Genomic DNA, 15,005 nt, shown 5'->3' on the forward strand with positions numbered 1-15,005 from the left:
GCGCATGGAACGACGAATCGATCGGAATGTTCGGGACGTCGACGTCAGCTCCAACTCGGGTGCCTACGATCCCGGACCACTCGACGAAGGTGCAAGCGACTACCCAACAGCCGAACTGTGGCAAGCCCAAGCAACAACATACGATCTCGCTGTGGAAGAATTCCCGGAAGGCCCATACGGTGCCGCTACCAACGAGAAACGCCTTGGCAAAACCTCGCCCTGGCTGGATGGCCAAATGGTGAGCGGCCGCTTTCGCGACAGCAATCCCATTCGTTCGGATAGGCACACCGCCCCGCATGAAAGCGATGCGGATGAAACCGTGGATCCAACGTAAAAGCCGCAACGAGGCCATTTCAATTTCATGACCCTTTTTGTGGAACTCCATCCATCAGGACCCGATTGCCAGTTCGTGCTTGGTACGGGTAACATCATGTTTGAAATCAGTGCTCTGATTGAAGACACGGCCCCCTAATCTGGTTGGTTTACCACAGGGGGCCGTTGTGATTTTACGGCTTTTTTCTCCTGCCAACAAGCGCGATGAACAGATTCAAACCTGGGCGACGACCTTCCGCAAGGCCGCGATACACACCTCATTCTCGGACTCCGTGCCGAACGATATTCGTACATACGATTCCAAACCCGCAAATCCCGCCCGTACAAGAATGGCTTGCTTGCGCAACGCTTCGAATACGCGCATGCCATCCCCGACTTGAACGAGTACAAAATTCGCCTCGCTTGGCACCACATACATACCCATCTCGCGCAAGGCCTGATACTGGCGACGACTGGCCAAAGCCAGCGCCTGGGAGCGTTTGACGTGCTCGAAGTCGGACAGTGCCGCAATGGCGCCGACTTGGGCGATACGATTGACGTTAAACGGTTCCCGAACGCGGTGCACATAGGCGAACACCTCTGGATTGCCAATCGCATAACCGACGCGAAGTCCGGCAAGACCGTACAACTTCGAGAACGTATGCAAGAAGCACACGTTTGGACGTTTCAACGCCTGCGCGTTGAACTGAAACCGCTCCGGGTCAGTTGCATAGTTGTCATAGGCCATATCGACGATGACGAAGACGTGCTCCGGCAACCGCTCCATCAACTCATCGAACTCAACCTGCTTGAGAACCGTCCCGGTTGGGTTGTTCGGTGTGCACAGATACAACAGCTTGGTTCGCTCGGTGACCGCGGCAAGCAAAGCCTCGATGTCATATGTAAAATCTGCGCGAAGCGGTGCGAGGTTGACCTTGGCCTTCATGACTTGCGCTCCAAACGTGTATTGCGAAAACGTCGGAAACGGCGTCACAATCTCGTCGCCTGCATCGAGAAACGTCTCTGACAAGAGCTTGATGATGTCGTCGGACCCATTCCCAACAAAAACTTGGTCAGGCTGCACATCATGGTGTTCAGCGATTGCAGCTTTAACCAAATCACTACCACCGTCTGGATAAAGGTGTAATTTTGGCAATTCGTGCTCCATCGCGCGAAGGGCCATTGGGGACGGTCCAAGCGTATTCTCGTTGGAATTCAGTTTGACAAGCGGACGGTCCCCCAGTTCCTTTCGCAACTGTTCATTACTGAGCCCTGGTTTGTATGGCTCAATGTCCTTCACATTCGGACGAACCTGTACATTCGGATTAAACATGGTTGGCACCTCCGGCGCTTCTACATTACGTCCATTGTAGCCCAGGGCACAGTGCTCGTCACGCGCCTTGTCACATGGGCATGGGAGGGGATTTCGGCAAGTGATCCGGCACCTGAGTGCTTTCGCCACCTTCGTGGCGCTTCGATCCGCGCGACTGTCCCAACCCGGCCGACAACGCGAATTTCCAGGCCTGCTCCGCCGTCATTCCTGCGTCGCGCACGCGAGATCGCAAAACCATCACCGTCGCCCCAGCAAACTGGAAGGCGTTAGGCAAATATACCGCAACCAAGTCCCCCGTCGGGTCAATGCTTTCTGGCAATTCCTCGGACGTAATGAATCCAAGCACCAGTGCGCGCTCATCCGGCCATTCGACCAAAACGGGAGTTTGGAACGCCTGGCGCCTGCGAAATAAATTCTCAATCAACTCCTTGGCCGTTGTATACAAGGACTTGATGACTGGGATGTGCATAAACAGCGTATCGGCCCAGGACAACAGCACGCGGCTGACATAGATGCGCGACAGCAGGCCGAGGATGAAGATCGCGACGATCACGATGGCAAAACCAAGACCCGGAATGTGCAAGTAGGCCCAAGGCACATACCAACTGACCAGGCCGTCTACCTGATTGACCACAAACACGACGACCCAAATGGCAAACACAAACGGCAAAACCGTGGCAAGTCCGATACCAAAGTGCTTTGCTGCTGCACGCAGCAGCCCCTTCATCGCAATCCCCCCTTAGACAGCTGCCGGGAGGCTGTAGAAACCGGCAGCGAGGACCAGATACGCGCCAACAGCCATGGCGCCCTCCAGCCAGTTGGATTCACCATCGAGCATCAAGACAACCACGAGCAACACGGCGGCAATCATGCTGACCAGCTCAGGCCAGCTGAACAAAAAGTTAAACGGCACACCGATGCACGCCCCGACGAAAAAGAGAACGGGTGCGATGAACATTGCCACTTGCAGCGTGCTGCCAACCGCGATTTCCACCGACAAATCCATGCGGTTTTTCCACGCCATCCAAACGGCCGAGGCGTGTTCGGCAGCATTGCCAATGATGGCGACGACGACTACACCGATGAACAACTCGCTCCAGCCTAACTGCGCCGCGATGGATCGTACCGTACCCACAAGCCAGTCGCTCTCTAGGCTGACGAGCACGGTGGTCACGGCCAACGTCAAGACGGCTGGCCAAAGCCGCTGTGGAACGCCTTCTGTTTGTTCTTGTTCGTGGCCGATATATGCGAACACTTCGCGATGCGTAAACAGACTGAAATACAAGCCAAGCAGATACACAATCAGCGATACAAGGGCGACGCCAAAGGATAACACAGACGGGACGGGATGGGCCGTGCGAGCGAACACTGTGGGCACAACAAAAGCAACCCCCACGCCCAGCATTAACATCGAGGCATTGCTGCGAGCAACTCGGACATTGAACTCTTGAATCGGATGCCGAATGCCGCCTACGAAAAAGCTTAGGCCCAGCACAAATAGAAGGTTACCGACGACAGAGCCGGTGATCGAAGCCTTCACCAAAGATGTTAATCCTTCGTGCAACGAGAAAATTCCGATAATCAGTTCAACAGCGTTGCCAAACGTCGCGGATAAGAGTCCGCCCAAACGCGCACCGGCGTGTGCGGCGATGGTTTCCGTTGCCTTCCCCATCAGTGCCGCAAGTGGGATCATGGCAACTGCCGCCGCAAAAAACTTCGGCATGTCGCCGAAACCACCCACCTGCACGACCACGCTGACCGCCACGACAATCGCAGTGACAATGGACAATACTCGGTTCAAAATCCGACACCTCATTCCAAACGACAGACGTTGTCATCAACGTAACAGATTTCCCACAGAACTGCACATGCTTCGACGGGGAAGTCTGAAAGCTGTGTTACAATACGATGGAAGAACGGGGGGATGACGGATGTATCAATTTCCGAAGATCAAAATGTTGCGCGGCGAACTCAAGCGCACAGAGATTCGCAACCAAGTGAAATATCAATTAACCACCAAAGAGTTTATTCAACAACGCGGTCGAACAACCTATCGAATCGCCCTCGAGCATATTTTGGGATTCGTCGAGTGCTCTGATTCGGAGTATGTGCGCCACGCCAAACCGGTGTACGGGACGATACCGGATCGATTCGGAAAGCCATACAAAATCGTCACCAACTTGATGTATCTGGTCACCGAGAGCGGCGTGATCGAACAGTCCCGCGTTTCCTTTTACACACGGCTTTCGCCAAACTTTGCAAGGCAATTGGAAATGCTGCTCACGGCGAACGGCATGTAGATCATTTAGTAATTTCGCCAGTCGTCGTCCTCCTGCTCCGGCGGCCTTTGCTTCTGCCGGATTCGGCGCACCACCCAGCGCGTCGCGACGACCAAGGCGCAGAGCGCGACGACCGCATACCCTCCCCACAACAGCCAAGGCACACCGAGACGTTGATGTAACCACGCCGCCAATTCGTATGCAGCAATGGCAATTGCTGCAAACATCCAGTCAGGAAACCCATAGTTCATGAAAATCCTTCACCGCCGTCTACAATGTGGTCAGGCAAAAGCGACAACTGCTCCGAATGCTCTAAGAGCGGGCGCTGACGCTTCGCACCCCCAATCAAATCAAGCCAGTCAAACGCGTTCCAAACCGCGTCATTGTTGGAATTATTGTTCATTAGCACATGAAACTCTTGAACCTTGCCGGCTAGGGAGACGACGTCGGGCACAAAAGATTCTAGTTCACTGCGACTGTACCGATAGTCAAACCGCTGTTTGGAGGACGTCAATCCAGGCTTGTCCCACATCTCCAAGTTCCTCCCATGCATGCGCAGGACCCCCAACTGTGCATGCGTCAAACGCGGTACATACGGCACCGACTTGCGACCAGCCTGAGGCTCGTCACAAATCACATGGATAGCGCCAATCGACGAAAGCCAAGCAATGGTCTTCTCAATCCGCTCGGAACTTTGAAACCAACTGCGCTCTCGAAACTCGACGGCTGCATTCATAGGTTGACAGAACGTCACCAGCCGTTCGACAATGACCCGATTCTCACGGGTCGCGCCGAACCAAGGTGGAAATTGCAACAAGATAGCCGACATCGCACCTCGCTCGAGAACTGGCCGCAGCGACTCAAGGAATGCGTATCCCATTTCCCGCCGCTCATCTCGTGACAAGCCGCGCGTGTGCAGTGTCATCGCCGCAGGGGCCTTCACATGAAAGCGAAAATCGCTATCAACCAGCCCCAACCAACGCTCCCATGTGCGAGTGGTGACCATTCCGTAAAACGTGCTGTCGATCTCGACCACCGAAAAAAACGAACCATAATACCGCAACCGCTCAGAAACGGCCAGATGACGAGGGTAGAACGAATCGTGATCGGCAAACGCACACGTTCCTGCACGTATTCGCAGCCTCACCACCCCATTCCAGCACTCGCAACTTTGACCGCTTTCCAGTCATATCGCTATAATAGTTGTGGTTATTTCGCACAGCTAACCCAGCACTGATAGGAGATGAGACACGTGGCCAGCAACCAACACGCCATCCGCTGTCCGCATTGCGATCATACCTGGTTCCGGGAAGAACGCCAAGTGGAGCTTGACTCAAGCGTCGTCATCCGGCCGGATTTACCCGTACCAGGACGTGTACTGCGCGAGCAATATCAGTACATCTGCACGAATTGCAATCAAGTTTTGCGCCACGAATAATTCCGTTATTCACCTCATTGTATAAAACACCCCATCTCCTCAAATCATAGGATAGATGTCGAGGAGATGGGAGTGGTTTTCTTGACAGATAAGCCAAAGACACCACACAAAAGAAAACTTGCCCGCACTGGACGCTACGCCGCCATCGCGTTCGGCCTCCTCGCAGCCGCGGCGACCCTCGTGCATGGCAACCGCCACATCCTAGCTCATAAATTTACAGCAACCAATGGCTCAGGTACGACAACCAATCACACACCAGCGCAACTCTGGCCTCACACCGGGACAAATCACAACGGCACAACAGGAAGACAGACGATTTTGTTCATCGGAAGCGATGAGCGTCCAAAGCAAGGCAACGGTAACTCCGATGTCTTGATGGTTGCTAGTCTCGACGATGAACATCACCGAATTGAACTACTGTCCATTCCGCGCGATACCCAGGTGGCATTCCCGGACGGCCGGTATCACAAAATCAATGATTCGCTAGCAGAAGGCGGTCCAACACTCACGTGCGGTCTCGTCGAACAGTTAATCGGCATACCTATCGATCACTATGCCATGACCGAATTTGACGGACTCGTGCGCATGGTCGACCGTATGGGCGGCATCGACATCAACGTGCCGCGAAATATGTATTATCGCACAGGCGACCAAAAACACGGCGTGATTTCATTACACAAGGGCACGCAGCACCTCAACGGCGAACAAGCCTTAGGCTTCGTCCGGTATCGGCACGATGCACTCGGAGACATTGGCCGCACCGAGCGACAACAGGCATTTCTCCTCGCCGTTAAAAACCAACTGCTGCGCCCAGAGACGATCCCGCAACTGCCTGCCATCGCCTATGACCTGCTGCGCAGCGTGGATACCGATTTGACAGCCGTCGATCTTGGCCGCCTTGTCGCGCACGCTCACACGTATCGCACATACAGCACCATCCACGCAACATTGCCCGGTTCGTTTCACGATCCGGATGCGACAAGGCCGGGCGACCTCAGCTACTGGATTGTGAATCCGAAAGAGGCTCACTATGTCGCCAAGCGATTCTTCGTCGATGGAATCGTTCCTAAAAACACCATTCAGGATCCTCGTTTGACCCGCACTTGGATGACGCCTGCAGACGCAGATGCCTGATTGCGCAAGTCCGTGAGCGGCGTGCGTCAAACGCCGCTCTTCACGCGTGTGAAGGCAGTCGGTGCCGATTCTCGCGTGACGACGATGTCTCCCCGTTCACGGTGCTCAGTTTCCCGCCATGTGACCTTATTGTTCATGACGTAGGACCATACGGTTGAAACGAGAATGCCCACCGCTTGTCCAACCGGCACAATGAAACCAATCCGCTCGCATGCGTGCATCACAAGTGTCGTAATCAAAATTCCTACCAGCGAGATCGCCACAAACAGCGGCAGTTTCACATTCCACTTGCGGCCCTCACGCGGCGAGCGCCAGGTAATTTGATCATTCCAAATGTAGTTGTTCAACATCGCGACCAACGAAGCGAGAATCGACGCCGGTGTATCCTTCATATGAAAAGCATAGAGCAGGATGGTCAGCATCAATTCGTTGACGATCACACCACTTGCCCCGATGATACAAAACAGGAAAAAGCGCCGATCGCTGGGGCTTTGCGAGACCAGGCGCACAAGGTGACGAAAGTAGTTCCATTGCTCATGCATACTCATTTTCGATTCGCCGGCGTCGCGAGCCAAAAATGCGTATGCAATTTCGTGAACCGTCCGATAGTGCCCCTTGACCAATACTTCAATCAGGATTTTCCAACCTATCGGATCGAGTTCAGCGCCTTCAACCACCTCGCGTTGTAAGCCGAAAAAGCCGCTGGTGCAGTCAGAGATGCGCCGTAAACGGTGCAGCGCCAGCTGGCCGATGACGCGCGCTGTCCATGATACCAACTTCCGAAACGGGCCCAATCCCCCATCCGATCCGCCTTCGACAAAACGACTTGGAATTACGATGTCTGTACCCTGCTTGAGTCTTTCATACATGGCAGGCAGCAACTCAGGAGGATGCTGCAAATCTGCGTCCATCACGATGAAATAGCGCCCGCGCGCCAATTTGAACCCGCGAACGACGGCACTGGCCAAACCGCGCTCACCCTCTCGATGGTGCACGTTGACGCGCTCGTCCTCCGTCACGAGTTCGGACAACACCTGCACCGTTTCATCAGAGCTGTCATCGACGAACCAGATCTCGTATGAAATGTCCGCAGACCCCATAGCTTCATGAATGCGCCGCACAATCGGACGTATGTTATCCTTTTCATTATAGGATGGGATAATAATACTAAGCTCCAATTTGACAACCCCTTCGGTCTACTCAACACCGCGAGTTCGACCATCTTCAAACCACTATGGCCACCAGTAGCCTACGTGCAGCCCCAACCAGTCCTGCTCAAGCAGCGAACCGACAGGATAATACGGTGCTAATACAGGATAACTGTTGATAAACCACTGAACCTCTTCAGATGAATCCTTGCGCAACCACCAAGGAAGCAAGCCCATTCCTTGCTCGAACCACAAAGGTTCTTCTAACACCTCGTACCAATCGTACCACGTATACGGTTGGCCCGCGCCGTCGTTTTGCGCCATGAAGGACCCTCCCACATGAGAGACTCCTATAGCTTATGCTTGATCGACGCCTCCGGTTTGTGCAGCCCGAAAGGCAACCAGCGAAGCCATATCGAGATCGCCGAACCCTGATGCAACAGCATCACGCATCACGGATGCGGCGGCAGACGCGATGGGAAGTTGTGCACCGACTGCCTCTGCTTGGCGCAATGCGAGTTGCATGTCTTTCAACAAGTGCTTTAATGCAAACTGCACGGGATAATCATCGGTGACGACAAGCTGCCGCTTTGCAGACAAGACGGGAGCCCATACAGCACTTGACGCCAACACGTCAAGCACTGTCTCACGCGCAAAACCACTTCGTTCCCCGTATGCGACCGTTTCTGCCAACATCTCCATAACGATGCCCAAAAAGGCGTTAACCAGCAACTTCATCGCCGCGCCTTGACCGATTCCCCCTAGATAAAACGACTTTCGTCCGAGGGCAGCAAGAAGCGGTTCGACCTGAGCAAAATCATCGGCCTGACCACCAGCGAGAACCACCAAGGTCGCATCCATAGCTGGTTTGACAGAACCAAGCACAGGGGCTTCAAGATATCGCAAACCAGTCCCAGTTAAGCGATCCGCCAGTTGGCGGCTTTCGTCGACCCCTATCGTGCTCATATTGACCACAAGCGTTCCTCGCTCCATGCTATCAGCTGCCCCAAAGCCGAACAACAGAGACTCCACTGCGGCCATGTCTGACACCATCACAAAGACGACATCCTGATCAGCGACCGCCTCGTGAACATCGGAAACCACCGTAACATGTTCAGGCATGTCTTGGCCTAATGACTTGACCGTTCGATTGAACGCTGTGATGGGATAACCAACACGCGCCACATTTCGCACCATGGGTACACCCATATTGCCAAGGCCCAGCCAACCAAGTTTCATTCGAATCCACCCTTTCTTCCGTGACAGGGTGCATCGCACTCATTGTCCAAAATTTCCACCATGCGTTCCAGCAAGTTCAGAAATTGCCGCGCATCATCCTCACCCAGCTTGTCCAGCAAATCACCCAACTTTTTTGACCGTTCGATGGACAACAGCCGCAATTGACGTTTTCCATCTTCCGTAAGACTCACATAGACAACGCGGCGATCCTCGTTAGATCTAACCCTCTCGACATAATTCAACCGCACCAGCTCGTCGCATACCTGCGTGATGGCCCCTGGACTCAGTCCGGCGATACGGGCAATTTCAGATGACTTTGCCTGCTGAACAAAGCTCAGGTAACGCATGACAAAGAGCTGTGTGGTCGTTAAGCCGGACTTGTTTTCCGGGAAATGGGCACGCATGCCGCGTACAAACCTTTCCACGATTGTATCCAGCTTTTGAACGATATCCAGACGCTCTGTGTTCACCGACATTCACTCCAAATCAAAGATACAGGCAGCCCGCCCACCCCAAGCATGGCAGCTGCCGTGCCCACAGATAGAAATCAGCGGGGCATTCGCTGCTCCGTGTCATGCGGCGAACGTGACGATTTCGACGCGCGTTTGCGCAACAACGTACCAAACCACGCCAGAGCGCCCAGCGGTATGCAGCCAATGATGATATAAATCCAGTTGCCGAACACCCCTGCATATACCAATGCCACGCCTAAATAATAAGGTAACATGGCGACGACCGCCGTCCATGTGTAAGACCACAATGTAATTGCCGGAATCATCCCCGCCACATAGTTGACGACGAAGGCAGGCACTGGCAGAAGGCGGGCAAGCAACAGGCCCCAGCTTCCCCATTCGCGAACCCAGAGATTGACCTGGTCAAACCGTTCGTGTGAAGCAACACGCCCAAGCATGATGCGAGTAAAATGCCGGGCAATGAAATAAATGATGACAGAACTGATGGTAGAGCCGATCCAAGCGTATGCAGTCCCATTCAAAACGCCAAATACACGCAAAAATATGATGAGCAGACCCTCTGACGGGATCGGTGTGAGACACCAAATAACCATCAAAATGATTCCGTAAATAATGCCCCAAAAACCCCACGACTGTATGAGTTCCGTAAGTCTGTGATTTCTATCTAGATACAGTACCACACCGGCCATCACAGCGCCCAAGACGATCATCGAAATGGTGCGCCAATCGGTGAGTAACTGCTTGATGAATGCCGCCACGCCCACGACTCCTCGCTCAGCTATCCACTCTTCTTTCACAGTATCAGACCGCGGGCAAACGTTCAAACGTTTCCCCTATCCCAAAAGCGTGAACTGTCGTCTTGTCGACAGTTCACGCTTCTTGTTACACAGGATCGATGGGCGACGTACGCTTGCGACCGATGCGCTCGGCATCCTCACGGGTTGGTACCAGCGTGTGATCGTTTACCGTCGTGTGGATAGCATGGTGTTCCGCGATTTCCCGATCCCGCTCCATGAGCTCGTGCTGATCGAAGTTTCGCATCGGCGGCCCTGGTTTTCGATGTGTCTGTCCTTGCACAGACATCCCTCCTTCGTGCCTTTACCCTGCCCGCCTGTGCTGAACCTATGTATATCGCGAAGGAGGGTGAAATCTCCAGATACCGCGCCTTTAGCTGTCCGTCAGGGCGGAACCCTGGTCGATCTCCCGCTCCATAACATGATATCGTAGGCCGGATTCATCAATTTGCGTGGCGACACACCGAAAACCGGCTTTCTCAAACATGCGCCGAGAGGCGTAGTTGCCCGCCAGCACTTTGTGTGCAACGAGTTTCGACCACCCTAATTCTGCCGCTAGGTGAACCAACCTCTCGATGACCATTGTGCCGATTCCCATACCACGCCATTGCGGATCGCCGATCACGATGGGCAACATGTCTTTGCACAGGGTTACATCCCCAATCATGTGCCAGTCATTGCGGCCAGTTCGCCGTTCAATGGCAAACGAATACCCTCGACTGGCCAACCACCGATACATGAGCACAATGCGGCGCTCATTGTACACCGCACAGCGCGTACCCTCAAGGCATGCCAGCAGGTCGGCATCATACCATCGACAGGCAATGGGTACATCGCGCCGCAAATCAAACGGACGGAGACGCCACGCCCCGTCCGCCAACACCAACGTATCCATCAGAAATTCGTGTCTGTGCGCGACAACGTCTGTACGCCGTCCCCGCGCCCCACGATGACGACATCGGCCATATCGATGAACAATCCTGTCTCAACAACGCCTGTCATTGCTTTGAGGACGTCCTGCAACCGCCCCGGATTAGCAACAGGTTCAAAAACGGTGTCCAGAATGTAATTGTGATTATCGGTCACAAATGGCCCTCCGTCCCGCTCGCGAAGCGTCCATTTGCCTCCTGAGTTTGCGATCCGGCGTGCCGTCGTTTCCCATGCGAACGGCACCACTTCGATCGGGATCGAAAGGCCGGCAAACGAATCATAGAGCTTTCCATCATCGACGACGATCAGCAGTTTATCAGACGCCGCAGCAACCAGTTTTTCCCGAAGCAACGCACCGCCGCCGCCCTTGATCAATTGAAAATCAGGAGTCACTGCATCCGCGCCGTCGATTGTCAGATCGAGCCGAGGACATTCTTGGAAAGTCGTCAGGGGAATCTGCAGCTCCTTGGCAAGCGCCTCCGTAGCGGCAGACGTAGGAATGCCTACGATGTTCAATCCTGCGGCAACGCGACGCCCAAGTTCCGTGATCGTATAGTAGACGGTCGATCCGGTCCCCAGTCCCACCTTCATGCCGTCCTTCACATAGTTGGCGGCTTCAACACCAGCGAGTTGCTTTTTATCCATAGCTTTCACTCCAGGTCATTTACATACATGGCGGCCACCGCTTAAAGAATCGGCGACAGCAGTCGCGCACACGATTCGGCGATACGCTCAAAGCGCGGTCGTCCATTGTACATCTTCAATGTCAATCTATCACATTTGGCGAGGTCCTGCTCAAAAATGTCGGCCAACTCCCCGGCCTTGGCGCGATCATAGAGGATCGCGTTGACTTCAAAGTTGAGTTTGAAGCTCCTGATGTCGATGTTCGCCGTTCCGACCGAGGCAATTGCGCGATCGACGACGACCGTTTTCGCATGCAAGAATCCATCACCATATAGATAGCACTTCACGCCAACCTGCAACAACTCGCCCAAATAGAAGCGCGACGCCCAGAATACCCAAATGTGATCAGCCTTTTGCGGCAGCATGACCCGCACGTCGATGCCGGAGAGCGCGGCGGTTTTGAGCGCCGTCAACAAGCTGTCGTCCGGGATGAAGTATGGCGTCTGAATGTAAATGCTCTGCTTCGCGGCATAAATCATCTTGATATATGCATTGCGAATTTGCTCCCAAGCCGTATCCGGACCGCTTGCCACCACCTGCATGCCAACGCCACCGAGGCTTGTCTGCGCTCGCCTGAAATAGCGATCCTCAAATTCGATGGGGAATCGCGAAGAGGAGTTCCAATCGAGCAGAAAGATGGATTGCAATTCGACAATGGCGCTTCCCGTGATACGCAAATGCGTATCTCGCCAGAAGCCAAACCGCTCAACGCGTCCTAAGTACTCGTCACCGACATTAAAACCACCCACATAGGCAATCTTTCCGTCGATCACCACCACTTTTCGATGATTGCGATTGTTCATCCGCAGATTGATGTACGGGATACGAGACGGAAAGAACGCCGCCACCTGTCCACCAGCCGCCTCGAGACGGTGGAAAAAGGATTTGGGTGTCCACGCACAGCCCACCGCATCATAAAGCAAGCGCACTTCCACCCCAGCCTTGGCCCGCTCTGCGAGTGCTGTCACAAGTCGCTGGCCAAGTCCATCTGGGCGAAAAATGTAGTACTCAAGATGAATGTGATCCTGGGCGCGGGCGATATCCGCCAACAAAGCTTCAAATTTATCCTTGCCGTTTGTGAACACTTGCACAGCGTTGTCTTGCGTATAGACCGCATACGCGGTTGTGAGGTTCATCGCAATTAAGTCCTGATATTGTTTCGCCGCCGGATCGTTATATTGCATGCCCCCGCCGCTGGCAAGCTGTCGCTGCTGGCGTTCAGCCAGACGGGCAACCCACGTTGCATTACGCAAACGAAAGCGAGCCAGGCGAAATCGACTGATATGCTGTCCGAACAATACATATAAAATAAAACCACCAATAGGTATAAAAAGCAGGACCATCAGCCATGCCCAGGTGACGGCGGCGTTATGACGCTCGACGAAGATGATGGCCGCGGCCGTTGCGACATCGACGACGAAAATGACGATGTACAATAAATGTAAAACCGACATGATGGCGATAACTCCAATCCTGAGTGCATCGTCTAAGAACGCCTAGCTTGTCCGTTGCACACCTGCGTGACGGAAAGATCTCGTCACGCCCGCGTGCGCCAATACGCATAAACGACTGGCGCAAGTCCGACACAAAAAGCGGCAACAGCCATCCATTTCAGGTAATCTTGTTGTATACCACGCCACATCGCGTATCGATCCTCCACGCAAATGTCTTGACACCAGCATATGCCCGGATTTGGATCAGTGGCACACTCAGAGAGGTGTAGATTGCATGCCTTATGTCTTTCTAGCCGTTGCCATTGCGAGTGAGATCTGTGCAACATCGTTGCTCAAGGTCACCGATGGTTTTACCAAGCTGTGGCCAAGCATCGGCGTCGTTCTAGGGTACGCATTGTCGTTTTATTCACTGTCACAGGCGTTGAAACATATCCCTCTCGGACCTGCATACGCGATATGGTCGGGGATCGGCACCGCCGCCACGACATTGATCGGTCTCTTCGTTTGGAAGCAGTCCCTTTCCATCGTTTCGGCAGTCGGATTGATGCTTATTGTCGCAGGCGTCATCGTCCTGCATTTGGCTCACACTTCTCACTCATGATTACTCATGATGATGATGATGTCCTTCCCCCACGTCGTTGCCCGCACATAACACATCGCTGTCGTGGGGATGATGCTGATCTTCCACTTGAATCGTCACATGTCCGATATGCAAATGCAACAGGCGGTGCTCAATTTCTCGGATCACTGATTGGCTCTCGGTGATCGTAGTCGCTCCGTCGAGCGCGATGTGACACGAAAGCGCGTTACGCCCGCTCGTAATGGTCCAAACGTGCAGGTCATGTACGTTTTGCACACCGCGAACCGACCGAATCGCGTCTGCTACTGTCGCGAGATCCACGTCCGTGGGCGTGCCCTCCATTAAAATGACAATCGTTTGGCGTGCAATCCGCCAAGCGCCGTATGCGACCAACAAGGCAATGAGTACGCTTAGCAGCGGATCGACCACATACCAGCCCGTTACGACGATGATGATACCGCCCACGATGACTGCACCTGACGCCGCGGCATCGCCCAATATGTGCAGCACGGCGCTGCGAACATTCAAATTTTCACTACCATGCATGGTCAAGCCCATCGAGAGATTGATGATCAGACCAACACCGGCACTGATGAACATCCAAATTGGCTGTACAGTCTCCGGAGTCTGAAAACGTCGATACGCTTCAGCCAGAATCCATACCGCTATCAAAATGAGCGTGATCGCATTCAAAAAAGCCGCCAATATGCCTGCGCGATGGTATCCATAGGTCATCTTTTGATTGCTCGGGCGCTCCGCTTGTTTTAGGGCATACCAAGACAGACCGATGGCGGCAATATCGGTGAGAACATGTCCTGCATCGGATAACAGTGCGAGACTGCCCGACAACCAACCGCCAATGACCTCAATGGCAAGTATCAAGGCCGTCAGGAAGAATGCAACGCGCATTTTGCCAGCCGGAGCATGGCTATGGAAGACGCCGTGATCGTGATGATGGTGATCCGCATGTGCGTCGTGCGTGTGATTGATCATGATGCGCAAACTCCTCGTCGTGTATCCATGCACCGCATACGCTTCATAGAACCGCAAGACCGATGCATTTTGTCAATCTCACCATATTCTTTCGCGTTCCACGGTGCAATACCCTTGTGAAAAACACCCTGCCTGTCACAAGCGCATGTTTTACACCCACGGGCAGAGCATGAACGGTATCGCGCGAATGGGAGAATCCAGTTAAGACATGGAC

General features: G+C 53.8%; 20 protein-coding genes. 5 read left to right on the forward strand and 15 right to left on the reverse strand.

Going from position 1 to position 15,005, the window contains the following annotated elements; all coding sequences use genetic code 11:
• Nucleotides 1–4: 4 nt before the first annotated feature.
• Nucleotides 5–334 (forward strand): hypothetical protein, encoded by a 330-nt coding sequence (locus tag C7445_RS06405; RefSeq protein ID WP_134159262.1) that lies wholly within the window; start codon nt 5–7, stop codon nt 332–334.
• Nucleotides 335–547: 213 nt separating this feature from the next.
• Here the strand turns inward: C7445_RS06405 and hisC are convergent, their stop codons facing one another.
• The 3 genes from hisC to cax form a co-directional block, all read right to left on the reverse strand.
• Nucleotides 548–1,645, reverse strand: a complete 1,098-nt coding sequence (gene hisC, locus C7445_RS06410) for a histidinol-phosphate transaminase (protein WP_134159263.1) — start codon at nt 1,643–1,645, stop codon at nt 548–550.
• Between the two features lie 70 nt (nt 1,646–1,715).
• Nucleotides 1,716–2,372 carry a DUF502 domain-containing protein gene (locus C7445_RS06415; protein ID WP_134159264.1) on the reverse strand — a complete coding sequence of 219 codons (657 nt, stop codon included), beginning with the start codon at nt 2,370–2,372 and terminating at the stop codon, nt 1,716–1,718.
• A gap of 12 nt (nt 2,373–2,384) precedes the next feature.
• Nucleotides 2,385–3,446: a calcium/proton exchanger gene (cax, locus tag C7445_RS06420; protein WP_134159265.1), complete on the reverse strand. Its 1,062-nt coding sequence runs from the start codon at nt 3,444–3,446 to the stop codon at nt 2,385–2,387.
• Nucleotides 3,447–3,576: 130 nt separating this feature from the next.
• On the opposite strand from cax, the gene C7445_RS06425 reads away from it, so the two are divergent.
• Complete coding sequence (locus tag C7445_RS06425; RefSeq protein ID WP_134159266.1) at nt 3,577–3,945, forward strand: hypothetical protein; 369 nt, start codon at nt 3,577–3,579, stop codon at nt 3,943–3,945.
• A gap of 5 nt (nt 3,946–3,950) precedes the next feature.
• On the opposite strand, the gene C7445_RS06430 is transcribed toward C7445_RS06425, so the two are convergent.
• Nucleotides 3,951–4,175: a hypothetical protein gene (locus C7445_RS06430; RefSeq protein WP_134159267.1), complete on the reverse strand. Its 225-nt coding sequence runs from the start codon at nt 4,173–4,175 to the stop codon at nt 3,951–3,953.
• Complete coding sequence (locus tag C7445_RS06435) at nt 4,172–5,071, reverse strand: DUF72 domain-containing protein (RefSeq protein WP_243835008.1); 900 nt, start codon at nt 5,069–5,071, stop codon at nt 4,172–4,174. The genes C7445_RS06430 and C7445_RS06435 overlap by 4 nt, the downstream gene beginning before the upstream one ends.
• 96 nt (nt 5,072–5,167) lie before the next feature.
• Here C7445_RS06435 and C7445_RS06440 point away from each other — a divergent pair, with 96 nt between their 5' ends.
• A complete protein-coding gene (locus C7445_RS06440) occupies nt 5,168–5,362 on the forward strand; it encodes a hypothetical protein (RefSeq protein WP_243835009.1) in 195 nt (64 codons plus the stop codon).
• A gap of 72 nt (nt 5,363–5,434) precedes the next feature.
• On the forward strand, nt 5,435–6,496 hold the full coding sequence (locus tag C7445_RS06445) for an LCP family protein (protein WP_243835010.1): 1,062 nt from the start codon (nt 5,435–5,437) through the stop codon (nt 6,494–6,496).
• A gap of 26 nt (nt 6,497–6,522) precedes the next feature.
• Here C7445_RS06445 and C7445_RS06450 read toward each other — a convergent pair whose 3' ends face one another.
• The 9 genes from C7445_RS06450 to cls all read right to left on the reverse strand — a co-directional run bounded on the left by C7445_RS06450 (nt 6,523) and on the right by cls (nt 13,218).
• The gene (locus C7445_RS06450; protein WP_134159271.1) at nt 6,523–7,674 is read right to left on the reverse strand and encodes a glycosyltransferase; all 1,152 of its coding nucleotides are present in this window, start codon (nt 7,672–7,674) and stop codon (nt 6,523–6,525) included.
• A 54-nt stretch (nt 7,675–7,728) separates the two neighbouring features.
• A complete protein-coding gene (locus C7445_RS06455; RefSeq protein WP_134159272.1) occupies nt 7,729–7,968 on the reverse strand; it encodes a hypothetical protein in 240 nt (79 codons plus the stop codon).
• A gap of 33 nt (nt 7,969–8,001) precedes the next feature.
• On the reverse strand, nt 8,002–8,883 hold the full coding sequence (locus C7445_RS06460; protein ID WP_134159273.1) for an NAD(P)-dependent oxidoreductase: 882 nt from the start codon (nt 8,881–8,883) through the stop codon (nt 8,002–8,004).
• The gene (locus tag C7445_RS06465; RefSeq protein WP_243835011.1) at nt 8,880–9,359 is read right to left on the reverse strand and encodes a MarR family winged helix-turn-helix transcriptional regulator; all 480 of its coding nucleotides are present in this window, start codon (nt 9,357–9,359) and stop codon (nt 8,880–8,882) included. Before C7445_RS06465 ends, C7445_RS06460 begins: the two co-directional genes overlap by 4 nt.
• Nucleotides 9,360–9,430: 71 nt before the next feature.
• Entirely contained in the window at nt 9,431–10,114 is a 684-nt protein-coding gene (locus tag C7445_RS06470; RefSeq protein ID WP_134159275.1) for a TVP38/TMEM64 family protein, read from the reverse strand.
• A 124-nt stretch (nt 10,115–10,238) separates the two neighbouring features.
• A complete protein-coding gene (locus C7445_RS06475) occupies nt 10,239–10,439 on the reverse strand; it encodes a hypothetical protein (RefSeq protein ID WP_208320854.1) in 201 nt (66 codons plus the stop codon).
• A gap of 84 nt (nt 10,440–10,523) precedes the next feature.
• Nucleotides 10,524–11,045: a GNAT family N-acetyltransferase gene (locus tag C7445_RS06480; protein ID WP_134159277.1), complete on the reverse strand. Its 522-nt coding sequence runs from the start codon at nt 11,043–11,045 to the stop codon at nt 10,524–10,526.
• A complete protein-coding gene (gene rpiA, locus C7445_RS06485; RefSeq protein WP_134159278.1) occupies nt 11,045–11,725 on the reverse strand; it encodes a ribose-5-phosphate isomerase RpiA in 681 nt (226 codons plus the stop codon). The genes C7445_RS06480 and rpiA overlap by 1 nt, the downstream gene beginning before the upstream one ends.
• Nucleotides 11,726–11,766: 41 nt before the next feature.
• The gene (cls, locus tag C7445_RS06490) at nt 11,767–13,218 is read right to left on the reverse strand and encodes a cardiolipin synthase (protein WP_134159279.1); all 1,452 of its coding nucleotides are present in this window, start codon (nt 13,216–13,218) and stop codon (nt 11,767–11,769) included.
• A 274-nt stretch (nt 13,219–13,492) separates the two neighbouring features.
• Here cls and C7445_RS06495 point away from each other — a divergent pair, with 274 nt between their 5' ends.
• On the forward strand, nt 13,493–13,819 hold the full coding sequence (locus C7445_RS06495) for a DMT family transporter (protein WP_134159280.1): 327 nt from the start codon (nt 13,493–13,495) through the stop codon (nt 13,817–13,819).
• Here the strand turns inward: C7445_RS06495 and C7445_RS06500 are convergent, their stop codons facing one another.
• Nucleotides 13,820–14,791, reverse strand: coding sequence for a cation diffusion facilitator family transporter (locus tag C7445_RS06500; protein WP_134159281.1), 972 nt, complete (start codon nt 14,789–14,791; stop codon nt 13,820–13,822).
• Between the last annotated feature and the right edge of the window lie 214 nt (nt 14,792–15,005).

The sequence above is a fragment of the Alicyclobacillus sacchari genome (assembly GCF_004366795.1).
GTDB lineage: Bacteria > Bacillota > Bacilli > Alicyclobacillales > Alicyclobacillaceae > Alicyclobacillus > Alicyclobacillus sacchari.